Here is a 19,915-nt window from a genome sequence, read left to right as displayed (position 1 = left end):
CGCTGCGGGGTACGTGCCTCAACGGCACAGAACACGAGGAGCCGAGTGGTGACGGAGATCTTTGAGATTGCTTCGCCAGACGATGCGGCTTTGGATGTGGTCTTTCTCCACGGGCTGGACGGTGACGCACGGAAGTCCTGGTCGAGCGGGGGCGACGACTCGTTCTGGCCGCTGTGGCTGGCGCAGGACGTGGAGCGGATCGCGGTCTGGTCCGTTGACTACGACGCCTGGTCGAGCGGGTGGCGCGGCCGGTCGATGAGCATTCCGGATCGTGCCATCAATGTGCTTGCGTTGTTGCAAAACCACGAGATCGGCCGGCGTCCCATCTGCTTCGTCGCCCACAGCATGGGCGGCCTCCTGGTTAAAGAGATGCTGCTGCACGCGTCGGAGGCAGGAACGGCATACTCCGCCGTCGCGGAGATGACGAAGGGTGTTGTTTTTCTCGCCACGCCGCACACAGGATCCGGCACGGCCAAGGCCGTCCGGGCCCTCGGTTCGGTCTATCGGGGGACGCCCGCTGTCGAGGACCTGGTGCGCAACGAACCGCACCTTAGGCAGCTCAACGATCGGTACCGAGATTGGCTTGACTACCGAGCGATCCGCACCCTGGCGTTCTTCGAGACGCAGGCCACAGGCGGACTGAGAGTGGTCGACGAGAGTTCCGCCAATCCCGGCATCGCTAAGGTGCGGCCGATTCCGGTGGATGCGAATCACGTCTCCATTTGCAAGCCGGTCAGCCGCCGTGATGTTGTTTACGGCCAGATCAGGCGCTTCATTGCCGGCCTGCTCGATGGCCAGGTCAACCACCCGCAGTCAGCCGGCCGGCACGTCGCCGTCGACGGCGCCAATTACGGCGTCATCGTCACCGGCGACGGCAATGTCATCGACCCGAAGCGGCTTGACCCGTAGCGGGCCGGGGAGGCTCCACCGCGATGCCGATTCGCGAACGCGCCGGCATCCGCAGCGAACGACTACGCCGCTGGGGCTAACCCGCCATGCGGGCAGCCGCCCGACCCACAACAACCCATAGGAGACCGGCGCTCATCTGCGTCGGGTGCCGTTAGCTAGACCGCCATCGGTCCGCGGCGGCGGTGCCGTCCTCGCTGGGGCTAGGTTAGCCCCGGGAAGCACGGATGGCTCGCTCCAGCCGGTCGGCCCTGACCGCTTCGGCGTTACGGCGTCCCGCACTCGGCCGGTGAGGTCGTCACGGAACTGCTCCATGTCGGCCGTCTGGATGAGGCTTTTCCACCAGGTATTGAAGCCGCCTCATCGATCGATCATCGCGTGACTCGTCTCGTTCGATGCCGGCTTTCCATACTTTCATCGGCAGGTCGGATGTTCCGTCGGTGTTTTGCTGGTGCTCCGCAACATGTGTAACTGGCGAAGGACTCCGTCACCAACGTGCAAAGGACGCCGACGGCTCGTACGACGTGTTCGGCACCAAGGCCGGCGCCCGGTCAGGTACGAGGTGAGCGCCGACCTGAAGACCATCACCGCTAGTACAGGTCGCCACGGAGGCCCCGACGGGCATGGAGGCCGAGCCGCGCCACTCCGGCTTCCGGGTCGGCTTCATGACGTAGCCGCCGCGAGGGAGACCAACACCACCTATGTCCGGCGGCGGGCCGAAACGCTTCGTAACTATGGCTGGCCGACCGTGCTGAGCGACTAGATGGCCGAGCGGGTCGTGAGGGCTCTACGGGGCAAAAGTTCGGCCGAGGTGATAGCGCCGCCCATACGAGTGCCCGACGCGGATAACCGGCTCGGTCTGCCCGTCGGATCCGTTACATGGCGTAATCGAGGACCACCTTGCCGATGGCCGAGCCGGTCTCCACCGTGGCGTGCGCGCGGCGGAGGTTGGCGGCGTTCATCCCGTGGAGGCGTTCGGTGAGCGTGGTGTGCAGAACTCCTTTGTCGACCAGTTCGGCGGCCTGCCGCAGGATCTCGTGCTGCGCGGTGCTGGTGGGGTCGTACAGGGCGCGGGTGAACATCAGCTCCCAGTGCCAGGAGATGCTCTTGGATTTGAGCGGCAGGATGTCCAGGCCGGCCGGTTCATCGATGGCGACCACGGCGCCGAACGGCCGTAGGATCCGCGCGAATGTGGGCACCATGCCGGCCGAGTGCGGCGTGAGGATGTAGTCGACCCCGTCCGGCAGGCCCTCGGCTCGGTGGTCGACCACCCGATGCGCGCCCCGATCGAGGACGTACTGCCGGGACTCCGGGCGGGAGGCGGTGCCGATCACCTCGACGTTCGTCAGCTGCCGCGCCAGCTGGACGGCGATCGAGCCCACCCCGCCGGCCGCGCCGAGGACCAGCAGCGTGCCCGTGCTGTCCGGGCCGAGGCGCAGGTGCTCGAAGAGCGCCTCCCACGCGGTGAGGGTGGTCAACGGGAGCGCGGCGGCCCCGGCGAAATCCAGCGACACCGGCTTCGGGCCGGCGATGCGCTCGTCGACCAGGTGAAGCTCGGAGTTCGTGCCGGGACGCGCGATCGAACCGGCGTACCAGACCTCGTCGCCGGGGCGGAACAGAGTGACGGCCGTGCCGACGCGCTCGACGACTCCCGCCGCGTCGTAGCCGAGGATCTTCGGCTCGCCGTGCGGGTCGCTCCCTGCGCGTACCTTCACGTCCACCGGATTGACCGAGACGGCCCGGACCCGGACGACCAGGTCGTGCGGGCCCGGCTCGGGCACCGGAAGCTCGAGGTCGAGCAAGGACGAGGGGTCGGAGACCGGAAGGTTCTTGCGGTAGCCCACCGCACGCATCAATTCGGACATGCGGCCGACGGTATTTGAACGACCCTAGTTACCGTCAATGGCCCTTAGTTACCTTCGTATACTACGGTGGAGGTCATGGCATCCCCATCCTGCGGCCGCGCCCACGACGTGTACGACGCGACCTGCCCCTGCCGGCACATGCTGGATCTGCTGGCCAACAAATGGAGCGCCCTCGCCCTCGGCGCGCTCGAGGACGGGCCGCGCCGGTTCGGAGCGTTGCGGGCCCGGCTCGACGGGGTGAGTCCGAAGGCGCTCACCGCCACTTTGCGCCGCCTGGAGGAGCACGGCCTGATCGACCGGACCGTGTACCCCGCGGTGCCGCTGCACGTGGAGTACTCGTTGACGCCGCTCGGCCGCGACGCGTGCGAGCCCCTCGCGCTGCTGCGCCGCTGGGTGGTCGACAACATCGGCCGTTTCCCGCCCGCCGTGCTCGAAGTCCCGGCCGCTGTTCGGTGACAGCGCGGGAGCTGCACGGGCCGACGCGGAACTCGCACTGATCAAGGACGAGCTCGACCGCATCGCGGGCGCTGCCGAAACGGTGCGGGAGATCGGTTTGTACGGCTGCGGACCAGTGAGGAGCCCGCTGAGTATCGCCGCGCCACCAACGAGCCGGCGCAGCAGCGATCTGGCGCGGGCCATTGGTCGCTTCCCGCAGATGCGGTTCTGGGTTGCTCACAACAAGACGGTCCGTTGTCGGTCCTGGAGATACTCCGCAAAGATCCGGAGGAACGGGTTCGCTCGATGGCCAGACCAGCATCTTCCCCGCCATGACCGAGTTCATGTCGCGCTGCAGCTATTGACGATCGCCTCCGCGGCAATCGTCATCACGCCCCCGGGCAAGAGCACCCGAAGCACCTTATACGCCGCGGTTCGCCGTTCGGAGGTCTTGCTAAAGACGCCAGTCAATGCCAGAAGGATGACGACGCAGGTGTAGGCGACAATGATGGTAGGAAAGACCCAATGTGGCATTGTTGACGCTCCTCTTCAGGGCAGCTCTGGCCGGCGGCTGGACGTGGATCGCGCCTACGGCCCGTGACTGTCGCAATGACGAATGCTTCTTTCTGGATGACTCGATTTGCGGCAATTCGCGAACCGGTTACGAGCAATCGGCTCTGCTGCGTAGTTAAGAGGCACCAAGGCGATCGAGGAAGGGCTTACGGACAAAGCCGGAGAACCTCGCTCCCCGGCGGCCATCGTTGGACAGCATGGGACAACGTGGGACGTCTTCAGCTATCGTCAGGCGATGGCAGGTGATGTGCAGCTTCCTGATGATCAAGCCGCTGCGGGGATACACGCGGACCCCGACTCTGTCCATAGTGTCCCAGAGCTGGGCCGCGAGTTGCGACGGCTGAGAATATCGGCTGGGGCTCCAACGTTGCGTGCTTTGGAGTCGAAGGCTGCTAATTTGGGGGAACAACTACCCCGCAGCACGGCCGGAAACGCCGAATCTGGCCGGCATCTGCCCCGGCTTGACGTTGTGCAGGCATTTGCCCGCGCGTGTGGTGCCGGCGCGGCGGAGATTGTTCAATGGCGCCGTGCCTGGCAACGCGCATATGCCAGTCGTTATTCAGTGACGGCGAATGTCACCACCACGAGCTCCGCGGCAGAGCCAGTGGAGGATTCCAGCGAATACCTACCGGCCGAGGACGCCACGATAACGCGGACTCTCGCCGCCATGCCAATTGCGGATGCCGCCGTTCGGCTGGCTGGAATGCACCCCGAAACCGCTGCCCGACGCTTGACTGAAATGCCCACCACTGCAGCCGCGCTGCGGCTCGGCGGAATGCCCACTAAAGCGGCTGTCATGGTGCTTTTGGCGATGGATCCGTCACGAGCTGGCGCATTGCTTGCAGAGTTCGATCCCGATGCAGCAGCACGACTCGTGACCGACATGGCGGAGGATTCAGCCGTGCAGCGGCTGTCCACTCTGCTCACTCAACCCGCCGCATCGATCTTGGCAGCAATGAGCCCTAGACGAGCCATCGACTTTCTTGTATTGATGAACGTTGATCAGGTAGCCGCGATGCTGAACGTGATGCACGAGGAGCGAGCCGTCGAACTACTGCAGGCCACGCCTCACCGTCGCGCTGCTGAGCTCTTGAAGGCAATGCACCACAGCCAGACAGCCTCATTGTTGCAGGGCATGGACCAAACCTGGCTAACCGAATTCCTGACTGCGATCGACCCAGTCCAAGGGGGCGAACTGATTGGCCAGATCAGCCGATATCATCCACCCATGAAGGGCCGGTTCAGTTTGGCGGATTTGCTCGTTGGCTTGAACCGGGACACGGCGGCTGGCCTATTGGCGTCAATGGATCAAACTTTAGCAGCCAGGATCCTGGCCGAGACAGAGCCGAGGTCGGCGGGCGAGCTGCTCGCGATCATGGACAAGGGGCGAGCCACGTTGCTGACCGCGATCGCTCCGGGACCAGCGGGGGAACTTTTCACACAAATCGACTGGGAACGCGCCGCCAGACTGCTTTTGGCAATGGACGACCAGCAAGCAGTGGAGTGCTTCGGGCGAATCGGCTCACGCGGCGCGATTGAGGTGTTGAGACGAGTAGACAACGACTGGGCGGCCGCAACGCTGAGGCGGATGCATCCGTTCGCTGCAGCCGGAAGGCTCGACGATCTAGATGCCGCCACGGCCGCCGCCATCCTGTCGAGCATGCGTTCCTGGGAAGCAGCCGATATTCTGGGGCAAATGGGTTCAGATTCGCGCGAGGCAGTGCTGACGGAGATGCAACCCGCTGAAGCGGGAACGTTGTTGGCGGAAATGGATCGCACCGACGCGGCGGATATCCTGCGATACATGGACTCCGAACGTGCGGAAGACATTCTGGCCACCATGGAACCGAGTGATTCGGCTCAGCTCAGGATGGATATGTGAGCACACCGCGAGGCTGGTATCGTCTCGCGGTCGGCCCCACTACTCAACCTTGACATCCGGGTCTGCCGCCGTCCGTGCGCTCTGGCTCGTCATGATCCGCGGAAGGCCTTCGGTGTGCCGGGCGGCCAGTCATGTCGAGATGAGCACGGTCCCACGCTCGCGTACGAGCTGATCGGATCGGCAGTCCGAGGGCTCGCAAGACCGGACCGTCATAGCCACAAACCAGCGCCGAGGTGACGGGAGCGCTCGTGATGATGATTCGGCGCCGCCGAACAGGGTAAGCAGAGCCGGTGGAAAGCGACGTTTATGACGGGTTTGTGCGCGTCCGGGGCGCCGCCGAGCACAACCTTCGGAACGTCGACGTCGACATTCCCCGCGATGCCATGGTCGCCTTCACCGGCGTCTCCGGTTCGGGCAAGTCCTCGCTGGCCTTCGGCACGCTGTACGCCGAGGCCCAGCGCCGATACTTCGAGTCCGTCGCGCCGTACGCCCGCCGGCTGTTGCAGCAGGTCGGTGCGCCGCACGTACAGGAGATCACCGGGCTGCCCCCGGCCGTGGCCCTGCAACAGCGTCGCGGGGCACCCAGTTCGCGGTCGACGGTCGGCACCATCACCACGCTGTCGAACCTGCTGCGGATGCTCTACTCGCGCGCCGGGACCTACCCGCCGGACGCCCCACGGCTGGAGGCCGAGGCGTTCTCCCCCAACACCGCGGCCGGCGCCTGCCTGCGGTGTCACGGACTGGGCGTCGTGCACGACGTCGCCGAGGACCTGCTCGTCCCGGACCCGTCACTGAGCATCCGCGACGGCGCCATCGCGGCCTGGCCGGGCGCCTGGCAGGGCGCCAACCTGCGCAGCGTCGTGAGCGGCCTGGGCATCGACATCGACCGACCGTGGCGCAAGCTCCGGAAGAAGGACCGGGACTGGCTCCTCTACACCGACGAGCAGCCGTCCGTCCTCGTCGCGCCCGAGCAGGACCGCGTCGACTACGGCTACTACGGGAAGTTCTGGAGCGCCCGCAAGCACGTCATGCACGTCCTCGCCGACTCCAAGAGTGACCGGATGCGCGAGCGGGCGATGCGGTTCGTCCGGAGTGTGCCCTGCCCGCTGTGCCAGGGCAGCGGCCTGCGCCCGGAGGCGCTCGCGGTGACCTTCGCCGGCCGTACCATCGCCGAGGTCAACGCGATGCCGCTCACCGAGGTCGCGGCGCTCCTGCGGCCCGCCGCGACGTTGTCCGGGGCCGCGGCTGCCACGCCGACCGCCGAGGTCGCCGTCCGGCTCTGCGCCGACCTGGTCACGCGCGTCGAGGTTCTGCTCGACCTCGGCCTGGGCTACCTCAGCCTCGGGCGCCGCTCGACCACGCTGTCGCCCGGCGAGGCGCAGCGCCTGCGCATCGCCACCCAGTTGCGTTCGGGGCTGTTCGGGGTCGTCTACGTGCTCGACGAGCCCTCCGCGGGCCTGCATCCGGCCGACGCGGAGCCGCTGCTGGACGTCCTCGACCGGCTGAAGGCGGCGGGCAACTCGCTGTTCGTCGTGGAGCACGACATGGACGTCGTACGCCGGGCGGACTGGGTGGTCGACATCGGCCCCGGCGCGGGCGAGGGCGGCGGACGCGTGCTGTACAGCGGTCCGGTCCCCGGCCTCGAACCGGTCGAGGAGTCGGCCACCAGCCGGTACCTGTTCGGCCGCGGCGAGCCGCTCGACCATCGCCCGCGTACGCCCCAGGGCTGGCTGCACCTGCGCGGCGTCTCCCGCCACAACCTGCGCGGCGTGTCCGTCGACGTACCGCTCTGCGTGCTGACCGCGGTGACCGGGGTGTCCGGCTCCGGAAAGTCGACGCTGGTCACGCAGGTGCTCGCCGAGGTCGTACGGAGCCACCTCGGACTGGCATCCGAAGAGCCCGACGAGGCGGTGCCCGACGTCGATGTGGGGGACGTGGCGGGGCTCGACTCCTTCGACCGGCTGGTCCGCGTCGACCAGCGGCCCATCGGCCGCACGCCCCGGTCCAACCTGGCCACCTACACCGGGATGTTCGACGCGGTGCGCAAGCTGTACGCGGCGACGGACGAGGCCGAGGCGCGCGGGTACCCGGCCGGGCGGTTCTCCTTCAACGTCCCGGAGGGGCGATGCGAGACCTGCCAGGGCGAGGGGTTCGTCGAGGTCGAACTGCTGTTCCTGCCCGGGACCTACGCGCCGTGCCCGACCTGCCACGGCGCGCGGTACAACGCCGAGACGCTGGAGGTGACCTACCGCGGCAAGAACATCGCGGACGTGCTGGCGATGTCCGTCGACGCCGCCGCCAAGTTCCTCGCCGACGTCCCGGCCGCCTCCCGCAGCCTCGAGACGCTCCGCGAGGTGGGGCTGGGCTACCTGCGGCTGGGCCAGCCGGCGACCGAGCTCAGCGGTGGCGAGGCCCAGCGCATCAAACTCGCCGCCGAGTTGCAGCGCGCACGCCGCGGCCACGCCCTCTACCTGCTCGACGAGCCCACCGCGGGGCTGCACCCCGCGGACATCGCGCTGCTGCTGCGCCAACTGCACCGGCTGGTCGACGCCGGCAACACCGTCGTCCTGGTCGAGCACGACCTGGACACGATCGCCGGCGCCGACTGGGTCATCGACCTCGGCCCGGGCGGTGGGGACGCGGGCGGCCGGGTTGTCGCGACCGGTCCTCCCGCCACGATTGCGGAGGCCGGGGACAGCGCGACCGGGCGCTACCTGGCGCGCCACCCCGAACGCTCCGGGAAGATCCTGGAGCTGCCGCCACTTAGCAGTGGTGTCACAACCGTCGCCGACTGACAGCGGGTCCGCGGTAGCGCAGGAGGGCACATGGACGAGAACACCAGGACGGCACTCCACCACAGTCAGCTGATCGATCTGACCACGACCGGTCGCCGGACCGGCCGGCCGCGCAGGATCGAGATCTTCCTTCACGAGCAGGACGGCCGGCTGTTCATCACTGGCATGCCACGGGCGGACCGTACGCGCGACTGGATTCACAACATCACCGCTGACCCGGACGTCGTGGTTCACCTGAAGCAGTCCGTCGCGGCGGACATCCCGATGACGGCGCGCGTGGTCACCGACCCGGACGAACGGCGCCCGTACATCGAAGCCGCAGCTAGACGCTGGGGTCGCACCGACGTGGAGGAGATGGTGCGGCACAGTCCGCTGATCGTGCTGACCATGCCGGACGCCGGCGAGCAGGCGACCGCGCAGTAGTTCTCCGAGCGGCCGCGGGTGTCGTTTCCGTACAAGACGGCGGCTGGTGGTGCTTCCTACCGTGGCCGGAGTAGTTCACGGCCATCTACTGGGGAGGGACACCATGCGCGATCTTGTCTACACCGGCTTCCTGTCGCTCGACGGCGTGCTCGATTCGCCGGGCGGCGGTCCGGGCGAGGAGCACCGCAGCGGCGGCTGGGTGATCAAGGACATCGAGGTCCTGCCCGAAGTCTTCTCGCTCAAGGGCGAGGAACTGAAGGACACGACGGCCTTGCTGTTCGGCCGGCGCAGCTACGAGCTGTTCGCGCCGGTTTGGCCGGGCTCAGCGGACCATGCCGCCTACAAGGAGCTGCCTAAGTACGTTGTTTCCACCACCCTGGCCGACGATGCGCTCGTCGACGGCTGGGGCTCGACGACGATCCTGCGCTCGACCGAGGACGTCGCCGAGCTCAAGAAGAGCGAGGGCGGCGCGATCTTCATCCACGGGAGTGCCGAGCTCGCTCGCCGTCTCGCCGATGCGGGGCTGATCGACAGGTACAACTTGCTGGTCTTCCCGGTGCTGCTCGGTGCCGGGAAGAGCTTGTTCAGCCGGGCGGACAACGACAAGCAGAGGCTTCACCTGCGCGAGTCGGAGGCCTACCCGAACGGTGTGCTCAAGCTGATCTACGACGTCGTACGCTGATTCAGGTCCAGCGAGATCGCGCCACCGATGCCTTCCCGGAGCTGCCGTGCCGTGTACCCGATGTACTGGCGCAGCGCGCGGGCCAGGTGCGGCTCGTCGAAGTATTCGAGTCCGGTGACGACGTCAGCGACCGGTATGCCGGCGGTCAGCTGGATCGACGCCTTTCGGGCACGCTCGATCTGCCGCACGGCACCCTGGGTGAGCCCGGTGGCCGTGCGGAATCGGCGTTCGACGGTGCGTTGCGACACCTCGGGAACGTTGCCTCGCTGGACCTCGGCGACGAGCGGATCACGGACCACGACCCCGGCGCGGACAAGGCGCTCGACGAGCGCCTCCGCATCGTCGGGGCCAGGGGTGTCCCACCGTACGCCGTCCAGCCGGAAGGTCTTGTGTGTGGTGTCGGGCAAGTCGAGGCCGCCGTCGAGCAGGGTCGGGGTCGGCACGTTCCGCAGCGAGGTGCCCACCGCGAAGTCGATGCCGAGAAACGTCGCGCCCTCGGGCACGGGTGCGGTGCTGGATCTGCTCTCCGGACCCGTGACGCTCGCGTAGGACCTGCCCTCGCGCTGCCAGAACACCAAACCCCAGCGCACCGCCGCGACGGAGGTCATCTCGAAGACCTGCTCGCTCGTGGAGGTCCACACGGACTGGACCCACGGCGAGTCGGACGCGCGCGTCTCGAACCGGAGAGTCACACAAGCAGGGTAGGACGTTCAAGCCGGCTCTGTGCTCTCCGACAGCGCTCAGGTCAGGATGACTGGCCGAGATGATGCCGGTACCGAAGGCGTAAGACAGCAGCGCGTGCCATGGTCATGGATGGATCAGTGCCGGCAAAGCGAACAGCATGGTGGTCGACCAGGTGATGTGCGTGAGAGCGGGCGCGAGGATGCCACCGGTGGCACGTCGTTGGAGACCGAGCAGAAGGCCGAGGGTTCCCGCCGCGAAGACCAGCATCGCGTTGCCGGTCGCGAGGGTGGCAGCGGCATACACGGCGGTCGAGATGGCCACGGGGTGGCGGCGGCCGATGGCGGCGAACAGGGCGCCGCGGAAGAAGATCTCTTCGGCGACGCCGTTGATCACGGTGATGGCGGCGATCGCCATCAGGTTGCCGTAGCGGGCGTGGGCGAGCACATCGTTGACCGGGTCACGCAGGGCCGGGATCTGACGGACGAGCAGGGCACCGACGACGAAGACGGCCGCGATGGCCAGTCCGATGGCGATGGGTATCAGGACCGGGCGGCGCAGCCGGCCCCGCCGCGGGGCCCACCCGAGGTGCAGCGGCCCGGACAGCACCGCGCCGACGATCCACACCAGGGCGACCATGACGGTGAGCGGGTAGAAGATGGCGTCGCCGGGGCGTACCGACAGGGAGATGCCCAGCAGGGCCGCCCCGGCCGTCAGGGTGAGCGCGGCGACCAGCCGGCGGCGGCGGAACTGGTGGTCGCTCTGTTGGTGGTCGCGCTCGACCGGATCGATCAGGGCTGCGGTGATCGCGCGCCGGATGCGGGCCGGCCAGCCGGCGTTCACGGGTTCGGCCGGGCTCGACGTGCGAGCCGATGAAGCGTCACCGGTGGCTGTTACCCGCTCGGGTTGCCGAGGTCACCACCGGCTTGCTCACACCGGGCGCCAACCGGCGATCCGACGAGGGTTGATGCGCGATGATCGTCGGGAGGTCACCAGCAAGGGGGAGTGGACGATGGCGCGTTTCACGGTCGTGCAAGAGGTGGGCGCGCCGGCGAGCGTTGTCTGGGCTGCTCTGGTCGACTGGCCGCGGCATGGCCGGTGGGCGCCGCTGACCGTGGTGCGCACCGTGAGCGCACGGCCGGACGGCGTCGGCGCCCGGTTCGTGGCGCGTACGGGGGTAGGCCCGCTGGCCTTCGATGACCCGATGACGGTGACGGTGTGGCAGCCGCCGTCCGGTGACGGCTCCGACGATCGGCCGGGGCGCTGCGAGGTGGCCAAATCGGGTCGTGTCGTGCATGGCCGGGCATGGTTCTCGGTGCAGCCGTTGCCCGGGTCCCGCAGCCGGGTGGTGTGGGACGAGGACGTGACGGTGTCCCCGCGCCGAGTCACGCGCTTCGCTGGTCCGCTGGTGTCGGTCGCGGGCCGGCTGGGCTTCACCGCCACGTTGCGCGCATTCGCCAAGGATGTGGAGCAGCGCCGGTAGCCGTCACGGGCGATGTTCAGCGAACCGATTCGACGTAGCGGCCGGTCGAAACGCGCTACCAGTTGACATCGATGGGTGTCGCTATTTATGTTGTCCAACGAATCGGTTCGACCGTCTCCCCACTCTCCCGGTTCGCAGCCGGCCCGGCCGGGCCATGACTCAGGCGGAGTGGCGATGAACATCGGGGAGATAGCGCGCCGGGCCGGGGTGTCGCGCAGCACGGTGTCGTACGCGTTGAGCGGCCGCCGCGCGGTCAGCCCGGGAACCAGACAGCGCATCCAGGCCGTGATCGACGAGATCGGCTACCGCCCGAACGCGGCCGCGCGGGCTCTCAAGGAGGGCCGCACCCGCACGCTCGGGCTCGTCATCCCCCCGGCCAGCCTGCTGCTGACCGACATGCAGCTGGGCTTCGTCGCCAGCGTCGTGGAGGCCGCCGCCCACGCCGACCTCGACGTGCTGCTGTCGCCCTCGGGCGGGGACCACGACCGGTCGTTCGAGCGGCTGATCTCCGGCCGCCGGGTCGACGGGGTCATCCTGATGGAGATCCGGCTGGAGGACGAGCGGGTCACTCGGCTGCAACGGGCCGGGCTGCCGTTCGTCACCATCGGGCGCACCGCCCACCCGCACGGCACGTGCTGGGTCGATGTCGACTACGCCACGCTGGTCGCCCGGTGCACGCACCATCTCGCCGACCTCGGGCACCGCGAGATCGCGCTGATCAACCGGTCCACCGAGCTGGTCGCGGCCGGCTACGGGCCGGCGCACCGCGCTCAGGCGGGCTTCGGCGAGGCCGTCGCCCGGCGCGGCCTGACCGGCACCCACCTGCCCTGTGCCGACGACCCGGCGGCCGGCGAGGAGTGCTTCGAGCAGCTCCACGAACGGCACCCCGAGATCACCGCGATCGTCACCATCAACGAGGCCGCGCTGCCGGGCATCCAGCGTGGCATGGAGCGGGCCGGCCTCGCCGTCCCGCACGACCTGTCCCTCGCCGGCGTCGCCGCCCGCCACTGGGCGGAAGGCTTCCGCCCCCAGCTCACCGCCGCCGACATTCCCACCCTGGAAATGGGCAAGCACGCCGTCGAACTGCTCCTCGAACGGATTGCCACCCCGGACGGCGCCCCCCGTCACCTGCTGCTCACGCCGCCTATCTCGCTGAGGGACAGCACCGGGCCGGCACCCGTCCGCTGACCCTGTGCGCCGTCGACTCGCCACCGGAGACCTCGATGCATCAGAGAAGAACAGTCCGACGGCTCGCGACCCGGGCCGCGCTCGCCCTCGGCATGGCCCTGGCCGCGGCCGCCCCACTGACCGTGGCCGGGACCGGCCAGGCCGCCACCAACGAGGCGCTCAGCGTCGACCTGGCTGCCGGCCGGGGCGCGTCCTCGCTGGTCGGCGAGGGCGTCCTCTACGGGATCAACCAGGACGCCAGCCTGCCGGCCGACCAGCACATCAAGCCGCTCAAGCTCAACGCCTTCCGGGGCGGCGGGTGGTTCTCCGGCGGCTGGATCAAGGACAACTACCAGTACGGCGCGGCCACCCAGGCCGACATCACCTCGATCATCGCGCAGGCTCGCAGGCTGAACCAGGTCGGCAGCCACCCGCAGTACCAGGTGCTGCTGAGCGACCTGTACGGCCTCAACGCCGGGCAGCCGTCGAACACGGTCTACCCGTGCGACAACGGCAACTGCTCGAACTGGGCGACCTTCATCGACACCACAGTGGCCGCGCTGCAGGCCAGTGGGCTGCCGTTCGCGTACGACATCGACAACGAGCCGGACATCTCGGCCTTCTGGAAGGCCGGCGTCAACACCACCCAGTACTTCCAGATGTGGGACACCGCGTACCGGGAACTGCGCAAGGTCGCCCCGGGCGCGCAGATCGCCGGCCCGTCGTTCGCCTACACGCCGCTGGCCCGGCCGGCGCAATGGAGCACCTTCCTCAACCACGTCAAGTCCGCCGGCACCGTGCCGGACTGGATCACCAACCACGACGAGGGCGACGTCGATGACCCGGTCGCGGTGTCGCAGGCGCTCAACAGCCAGCTGTCCGCCGCCGGGATCGCCGCCCGGCCGCTGTCGGCCAACGAGTACCAGCCCGCCGATCGGCAGACCGCCGGCGTCACCGCGTGGTACCTGGCCCGGTTCGCGCAGTCGGGGTACACCAACGCGATGCGCGGCAACTGGGTCTGCTGCATGACCCCGAACCTCACCGGCATCCTGACCGCGAGCAACGGCACCTGGACCACCAGCGGCAACTGGTGGGCGATGCGGTCGTACGCCGACATGACCGGCACCCTGGTGAACACCTCCGGGCAGGTCGGCAGCACCGCGATCTCCGCGTCGATCGACAGCGCCAACCGTCGCGCCGTGGCGATCGTCGGTGACAGCAACGGCTACACCGGCAGCGCGACGGTGACCTTCACCGGTCTGTCGGCCAGCAGCTGGCTGGCCGGCAACGGCAGCGTCACCGTCACCGTCGACCGGATTCCCGATCAGGCGACGCTGAGCGCGCCGCTGGTGGTGCTGAACCAGACGATGACCGTGAACGGCGGCGCGATCACCGTGCCGCTGACCTTCCAGGCCTCGCACGACGCCTTCGCCGTCTACCTGACCCCGGCTTCCACCGGCGGTGGTCAGCCGGGCGTCGAACTGGTCGGCGGCCAGTCCGGCCGCTGCGTGGACGTGCCCGGCGGCTCCCCGGCCAACGGCACCCAGACCCAGCTGGCCGACTGCACGGGCGGCGCCTCGCAGCGCTGGACCTACACCTCGGGCAGGCAATTGCAGGTGTACGGCAACAAGTGCCTGGACGCCAACGGCCAAGGCACCGCCAACGGCACCGCGGTCATCATCTGGGACTGCAACGGCCAGGCCAACCAGCATTGGAACGTGAACGCCAACGGCACGATCACCGGTCAGCAGTCGGGACTGTGCCTGGACGCCACCGCCGCCGGGACGGCCAACGGCACGAAGATCATTCTTTGGTCCTGCAACGGTGGCTCCAACCAGCAGTGGAGCACGCGCGCCTGAGACCCGCCGGGCGGCGATTTTTTCGCTGAAAAGGCGTTACGAAAAGCGGTCTGGCCAAGGCTTGATACGCCGGAAATCCTCTGGCAATATTTGCAAATCTCGATGGGAGCGCTCCCAGCGCTGTGTCCTTCTGCGAGGTCCTCATGCGCCAATCCGCGTCCTCCGGGCGCCGGCTGCCATCACCAACCACCGGCGATTCGCCGCTGAGCGTGCGGAAATCCGCCCGCACCTGGAGAACCCACATGACTTCTTGGACGCGTCGCCGGCTTGTCGCCGCCGGGCTGACGATCGGCTCACTGCTGGCCGCCGGGGCCGCCTTCACCCTCTGCGCGCCCTCCGCCCAGGCCCTGGAGAATGGCGTCGCCCGGACGCCGCCGATGGGCTGGAACAGCTGGAACACCTTCGGGTGCAATATCAATGAGACGTTGATCCGGCAGATGGCGGACGCCATTGTCTCGTCCGGCATGAGTGATCTGGGATATAAGTACGTCGTCGTGGACGATTGCTGGTTCAACCCGAACCGGGACTCGTCCGGTAATTTGCAGGGTGATCCGTCGCGGTTCCCGAGCGGGATGAAGTCGCTGGGGGATTACCTGCACGGCAAGGGCCTGAAGTTCGGCCTGTACGAGGTGCCGGTGGCCAAGACGTGTGCGCAGGGCACGGGCGGTTACCCGGGGTCGACCGGCAGCCAGGGTCATGAGGCGCAGGACGCCCGGCAGTTCGCCGCGTGGGGCGTGGACTACCTCAAATACGACTACTGCTCGGGCAGCGGCACGATCAACGACCAGGTGACCACCTTCGCGAAGATGCGGGATGCGCTGGCGGCGACCGGCCGGCCGATCGTGTACAGCATCAACCCGAACAGCTTCCACTGCTGTACGGGTCCGCAGCGGAACTGGGGCGACGTGGCCAACATGTGGCGGACCACGGAGGACATCACCAACAAGTGGGACACCGGCCAGACCAACGGGTATCCGATGGGTATTCAGAACATCGTCAACGTCACGGTGCCGCTGGCCGGTAATGCCCGGCCCGGGGCGTTCAACGATCCGGACATGATGGAGGTCGGCCGGGGCGGGCTGACCGACACCGAGCAGCGTAGTCATTTCGCGTTGTGGGCGATGATGGCTTCGCCGTTGATCGCGGGCAACGACGTTCGGTCGATGACCTCGGCGACGCAGACGATCCTGAAGAACGCGAACCTGATCGCGATCGACCAGGACAGCCTGGCGGCGCAGGCGACGCAGGTGTCCAACGACGGTACCCGGCGGGTGCTGGCCAAGAAGCTGGCCAACGGGGACGTCGCGGTGGCGTTGTTCAACCAGGGCGGCAGTACGACCACGATCAGCACCACGGCCGCGACGATCGGCATGCCGGGCAGCTCGTTCACCTTGCGCGACGTGTGGAGCAACGCGACCAGCACCACCACGGGCACCATCTCGGCCGGCGTCCCGTCCCACGGCACCGTGGTCTATCGGGTCAGCAGGACTGACACGCCGACCTCGCCTCCGCCGACGTCGGCCCCGCCGTCGTCCAGCCCGCCGACTCCGCCGCCGGCCGCCGGAAGCTGCCGGGTCAGTGACACGCTCAGCGCCTGGAACACCGGCCTGACCTCCACCATCACCATCACCAACACCGGCACGAACGCCATCAGCGGCTGGTCCCTGGGCTTCACGCTGCCGAATGGCCAGACCATCACCTCGGGCTGGAACGCCACCTACTCGCCCAGCTCGGGCCAGGTGACGGCGAGGAACGTCTCCTACAACGGCGACCTCGCACCGAACGCGTCCCTGACCATCGGATTCCAGGCCACCCACACCGGCAACGCCGCGGCCCCCACCTCGTTCACCTTGAACGGCAGCAGCTGCGCAGTCGCCTGATCGGGAGGAGCCCCGAGATGTGCGCGTCAACTTCCGGGCGTACGCTCCGGATCCTGCTCGCCGCCGTGCTGGCGCTCGCCGGAACAACCGTGGTTCAGCATCGGGCGTACGCCGGCACCTCGCAGTTCCACGGGGTGAACTGGGCCGATCAGCGCGACAACTTCGTCGACGGCGTCCTGTACGTGTCGGGCCTCGGCTCGACCGACACGTACGCCTCCGCCGCCGTCGTCGCCGAGCGGGTCGTCGGGCAGCTGTATTCGATCACCGGAGCGGACACCGTCCGCATGCCGATCAACGAGCCGACCGTGGCGACGTACTGGACCACCTACACCGGCGCCATCGACCAGGCGCTCAGCCGGGGCAAGGTGATCCTGGCCTACTGGGCGCACGGCAACGGCCGCCCCGCGAGCGTCGCCGCCTACGACCAGATGTGGGACACCGTGGTGGCCCGGTACGCCGGCAACAGCAATGCCTACTTCGAGATCATCAACGAGCCGTACGGCTACTCCACGCCCGATCTGAACAACCTTTACAGCGGCTGGCTCGCCCGGCACCCGGACGTGCCTCGCGGCCGGGTCATCCTCGACGGCGCCGGGCTCGCCCAGAACGTCGCCGCGGTCGGCCAGGACAGCCGGCTGGACGGGACCCTGCTCGCCGTGCACGACTACTCGTTCTTCGCCGGTTACGAGGACGAGACCTCGTGGGCGAACCACATCGCGAGCTCCATCGGCGGGTACGCGTCGCGGACCGTGGCCACCGAGTGGGGCGCCCCGATGAGCCCCGGCAGCAAGAACGGCGTCTCCTACGACACCATCGACTACAGCATCCCGAGCGGCTCGTTCTTCGCCGACTACATCCGGGGTGTCAGCGGCAAACTGCGCGAGCTCGGCGTCGGCGGGGTCTACTGGCCCGGCCTGCGCGACGGTGACTGGTACAGCCTGACCAGACGCACGGGCAGCGGATCGAACCTCAACCTCACGCTGACGAACGCGTCCGGGCTGAACCGGCTGCAGTACTCGTGGGGCATCGGCACCGGCGGCACCACCACCGTTCGCATCGTCAACACCGCCACCGGGCTGTACGCCGACGGTTGGGGCCGTACCGCGGCCGGTAGCGACATCGCTCAGGGCCCGGCCGGCGCGAGCCCCAACCAGCGATGGGTGATCGAGAACTCGGGCACCTTCGTCCGGATCAGGAACGTCAGCAGCGGTCTGTACTTCGACGGCATGGGCCGTACCGTCAACGGCGCCGCCGCCGGGCAGTACAGCGGCTCGACCAGCGCCAACCAGCAGTGGAGCGTGCTCACCGACGCGAACACCGTGCGGTTGCGCAACCGGGCCACCGGCCTTTACCTCGACGGCATGGGGCGTACGGCGAACGGCGCCGCCGCCGGTCAGTACAGCGACTCCACCAGCGCCAACCAGCGCTGGAAGATCGTCGCCGCGGGATGAGGCGACCGCACATGAGGACTCGGCCGGGCCGCCATGGGCGGCCCGGCCGGAGTCGTTCTATCGGGCCGCGCAGGTGGGCGTGCCCGACGGTCCGACGCCGGTGCCCTGGAAGCCGAACTCGGTGTAACCGCCGGCCGGGACGCTGCCGTTGTACCCGACATTGGTGAAGCTCACCGCGCCGCTGCTGCCCTGGGCGGTGGCGTTCCAGGTGCTGGTGAGGGCGGCGCCGGCGGGCAGGGTGACCCCGGCCGTCCAGCCGTTCAGCGGCGTGGAACCGGCGGTGACCCGTACCGTCGCCACGAAGCCGCCGTTCCACTGGTTCACCGTGACCGACGCGACGCAGCCGGACCCGGCCGGCGGGGTGGTGGGCGGCGTCGTGGGCGGGGTGGTCGTGCCGCCCGCCGGTGCGACGGTGATGCGGTAGGCGTTGTTGGTGGCCATCGTGATCGGCACGGTGATCGTGCCGTTGGCCGGCGTGGCGACCGAGGTGGAGATCGTGCTCGGGCCGGAGGAGGCGACGGTCCGCCCCTGCGACACGGTCTGCTCGACCTTGACCGAGACGGCGCCGCCGAACCCGAGCGCGTCCAGGCCGTTGACTGTCACCGCGCACGATCCGTTGCAGTTGCCGGCCACGACGCTGACCTGGTCACGTCCGGCCGGCACCGCGGCGAACCCGTCGATGCCGGTCTGTGCGGGCGGGGTGGTGACCACCATGGTGCCGCTCATCGCGCCGTACCAGGTGTACATCCAGTACGCGGCGTTCGGGCTTCCGCCGCGGGCGGTCAGCAGGTCGCCCAGCGCGCCCGACTGGTTCCAGAACGCCAGCTCGGCGTCGCGGATGCCCAGACGTTCGAACTTCGCGACATAGCCGACCAGCGGTCCGGGCAGCCCGACCTCGCTCGGCGCCGCGTACTCCTCGATCGCGATCGGCCGCCGGCTGATGCCCAGCTGATCCTCGAGCGCCTGGACCTTTGCCACGTCCCCGGCGATCTTCGACGAGCTGATCAGCTCGTGCCAGGCGAGGACGTCCGGCACGGTGTTGGTCGCGACCGCGTTGCGCAGGAAGTTCTCCATGTCGCTGATGTTGTCGGAGAAGCTCGGGCCCTGAATGGGTTTGGTGGCGTCGAGCGAGCGGACCTGGCGGAAGGTCGTGGTCCAGAAGCTCTCGTAGGTTCCGTTGGCCGACTTCCAGGTGTTGTCCGACTCGTTCCACAGCTCGTACGCGGAGATGTTGTTGTAGTACGAGGACGACTTCATCGCCGCGATCTGCGAGTTCACGAACGGCGTCCAAGTGCTCCAGCTGAACTGGTACGGCCAGCCGGCGTAGTAGTCGGACAGCCGGTTGACCAGCTTGGCGCCGACGCTGACCGCGGTCGGCGCCACCACCGAGATGTCGCCGGTGGGTTGCTGCTTGCCGCCCTTCGGCATCTGCACGAAGGCGTTCGGCTTGATCGCCTGGGCCAGGGCGACGGACGGCTGGGTCGCGTTCGCCAGTCCGTAGAGGCTTCCGGTCGCGACATGGGTCACCGGGCGCAGATTCTGACCGGCGTTCACCACGAGCGTGTTGGCGGCCGCCGCCGCCGCGGCGGGGTTCGTCATCGAGCCGGAGTACACCAGCCCGGCGGCCAGTGCCACTACCGAGGCCACCGCGGTGGTCCGGCGGAACGGCCGCCGCATCGGTGCCGGGACAGTTCGCATCATGCTCTCTTTCCTCTTCGAGCGGAGCCGCCATCGCAGTCAGGATGGCGGCGCTTCCGGCCGGCCCGGCGCCGGGCGATGGCCACGGCCAGGTCCGGCCGGCAACGTCAGCGGCGCATTCCGCCGCCTTCGGGA

The 19,915-nt window shown here is 68.4% G+C and carries 15 protein-coding genes; 11 read left to right on the top strand and 4 right to left on the bottom strand.

Going from position 1 to position 19,915, the window contains the following annotated elements:
- Positions 1 to 48: 48 nt before the first annotated feature.
- Positions 49 to 909 (top strand): esterase/lipase family protein, encoded by an 861-nt coding sequence (locus ACQP2F_RS32335; RefSeq protein WP_433294138.1) that lies wholly within the window; start codon positions 49 to 51, stop codon positions 907 to 909.
- Positions 910 to 1,781: 872 nt separating this feature from the next.
- On the opposite strand, the gene ACQP2F_RS32330 is transcribed toward ACQP2F_RS32335, so the two are convergent.
- Positions 1,782 to 2,771 (bottom strand): zinc-binding alcohol dehydrogenase family protein, encoded by a 990-nt coding sequence (locus ACQP2F_RS32330; protein WP_433294136.1) that lies wholly within the window; start codon positions 2,769 to 2,771, stop codon positions 1,782 to 1,784.
- A 75-nt stretch (positions 2,772 to 2,846) separates the two neighbouring features.
- Here ACQP2F_RS32330 and ACQP2F_RS32325 point away from each other — a divergent pair, with 75 nt between their 5' ends.
- The 5 genes from ACQP2F_RS32325 (at position 2,847) to ACQP2F_RS32305 (ending at position 9,561) form a co-directional block, all read left to right on the top strand.
- Positions 2,847 to 3,227: a winged helix-turn-helix transcriptional regulator gene (locus ACQP2F_RS32325; protein ID WP_433294134.1), complete on the top strand. Its 381-nt coding sequence runs from the start codon at positions 2,847 to 2,849 to the stop codon at positions 3,225 to 3,227.
- Between the two features lie 787 nt (positions 3,228 to 4,014).
- Positions 4,015 to 5,661 carry a magnesium transporter MgtE N-terminal domain-containing protein gene (locus ACQP2F_RS32320; RefSeq protein ID WP_433294132.1) on the top strand — a complete coding sequence of 549 codons (1,647 nt, stop codon included), beginning with the start codon at positions 4,015 to 4,017 and terminating at the stop codon, positions 5,659 to 5,661.
- Positions 5,662 to 5,951: 290 nt separating this feature from the next.
- Positions 5,952 to 8,456, top strand: coding sequence for an excinuclease ABC subunit UvrA (gene uvrA / locus ACQP2F_RS32315; RefSeq protein ID WP_433294130.1), 2,505 nt, complete (start codon positions 5,952 to 5,954; stop codon positions 8,454 to 8,456).
- Between the two features lie 30 nt (positions 8,457 to 8,486).
- Positions 8,487 to 8,879 (top strand): nitroreductase family deazaflavin-dependent oxidoreductase, encoded by a 393-nt coding sequence (locus tag ACQP2F_RS32310; protein WP_433294128.1) that lies wholly within the window; start codon positions 8,487 to 8,489, stop codon positions 8,877 to 8,879.
- 103 nt (positions 8,880 to 8,982) lie between these two features.
- On the top strand, positions 8,983 to 9,561 hold the full coding sequence (locus ACQP2F_RS32305) for a dihydrofolate reductase family protein (RefSeq protein WP_433294126.1): 579 nt from the start codon (positions 8,983 to 8,985) through the stop codon (positions 9,559 to 9,561).
- Here the strand turns inward: ACQP2F_RS32305 and ACQP2F_RS32300 are convergent.
- Positions 9,543 to 10,253 carry a helix-turn-helix domain-containing protein gene (locus tag ACQP2F_RS32300; RefSeq protein ID WP_433294124.1) on the bottom strand — a complete coding sequence of 237 codons (711 nt, stop codon included), beginning with the start codon at positions 10,251 to 10,253 and terminating at the stop codon, positions 9,543 to 9,545. The two genes, ACQP2F_RS32305 and ACQP2F_RS32300, sit on opposite strands and share 19 nt — an antisense overlap.
- Positions 10,254 to 10,368: 115 nt before the next feature.
- Entirely contained in the window at positions 10,369 to 11,085 is a 717-nt protein-coding gene (locus ACQP2F_RS32295) for a lysostaphin resistance A-like protein (protein ID WP_433294122.1), read from the bottom strand.
- 124 nt (positions 11,086 to 11,209) lie between these two features.
- Between ACQP2F_RS32295 and ACQP2F_RS32290 the strand changes: the two genes are divergently transcribed.
- The 5 genes from ACQP2F_RS32290 (at position 11,210) to ACQP2F_RS32270 (ending at position 18,082) form a co-directional block, all read left to right on the top strand.
- Positions 11,210 to 11,725, top strand: a complete 516-nt coding sequence (locus tag ACQP2F_RS32290; protein ID WP_433294120.1) for an SRPBCC family protein — start codon at positions 11,210 to 11,212, stop codon at positions 11,723 to 11,725.
- 174 nt (positions 11,726 to 11,899) lie between these two features.
- Positions 11,900 to 12,913 carry a LacI family DNA-binding transcriptional regulator gene (locus ACQP2F_RS32285; protein ID WP_433294118.1) on the top strand — a complete coding sequence of 338 codons (1,014 nt, stop codon included), beginning with the start codon at positions 11,900 to 11,902 and terminating at the stop codon, positions 12,911 to 12,913.
- A gap of 35 nt (positions 12,914 to 12,948) precedes the next feature.
- Complete coding sequence (locus tag ACQP2F_RS32280; RefSeq protein WP_433294116.1) at positions 12,949 to 14,751, top strand: ricin-type beta-trefoil lectin domain protein; 1,803 nt, start codon at positions 12,949 to 12,951, stop codon at positions 14,749 to 14,751.
- A 242-nt stretch (positions 14,752 to 14,993) separates the two neighbouring features.
- On the top strand, positions 14,994 to 16,631 hold the full coding sequence (locus tag ACQP2F_RS32275; protein ID WP_433294114.1) for a cellulose binding domain-containing protein: 1,638 nt from the start codon (positions 14,994 to 14,996) through the stop codon (positions 16,629 to 16,631).
- A 17-nt stretch (positions 16,632 to 16,648) separates the two neighbouring features.
- A complete protein-coding gene (locus ACQP2F_RS32270; RefSeq protein ID WP_433294111.1) occupies positions 16,649 to 18,082 on the top strand; it encodes an RICIN domain-containing protein in 1,434 nt (477 codons plus the stop codon).
- Between the two features lie 57 nt (positions 18,083 to 18,139).
- On the opposite strand, the gene ACQP2F_RS32265 is transcribed toward ACQP2F_RS32270, so the two are convergent.
- Positions 18,140 to 19,780, bottom strand: coding sequence for a cellulose binding domain-containing protein (locus ACQP2F_RS32265; RefSeq protein WP_433294110.1), 1,641 nt, complete (start codon positions 19,778 to 19,780; stop codon positions 18,140 to 18,142).
- Between the last annotated feature and the right edge of the window lie 135 nt (positions 19,781 to 19,915).

This window comes from Actinoplanes sp. CA-030573 (assembly GCF_050951115.1).
GTDB lineage: Bacteria > Actinomycetota > Actinomycetes > Mycobacteriales > Micromonosporaceae > Actinoplanes.
This window is presented reverse-complemented; position numbering and strand designations above follow the sequence as displayed.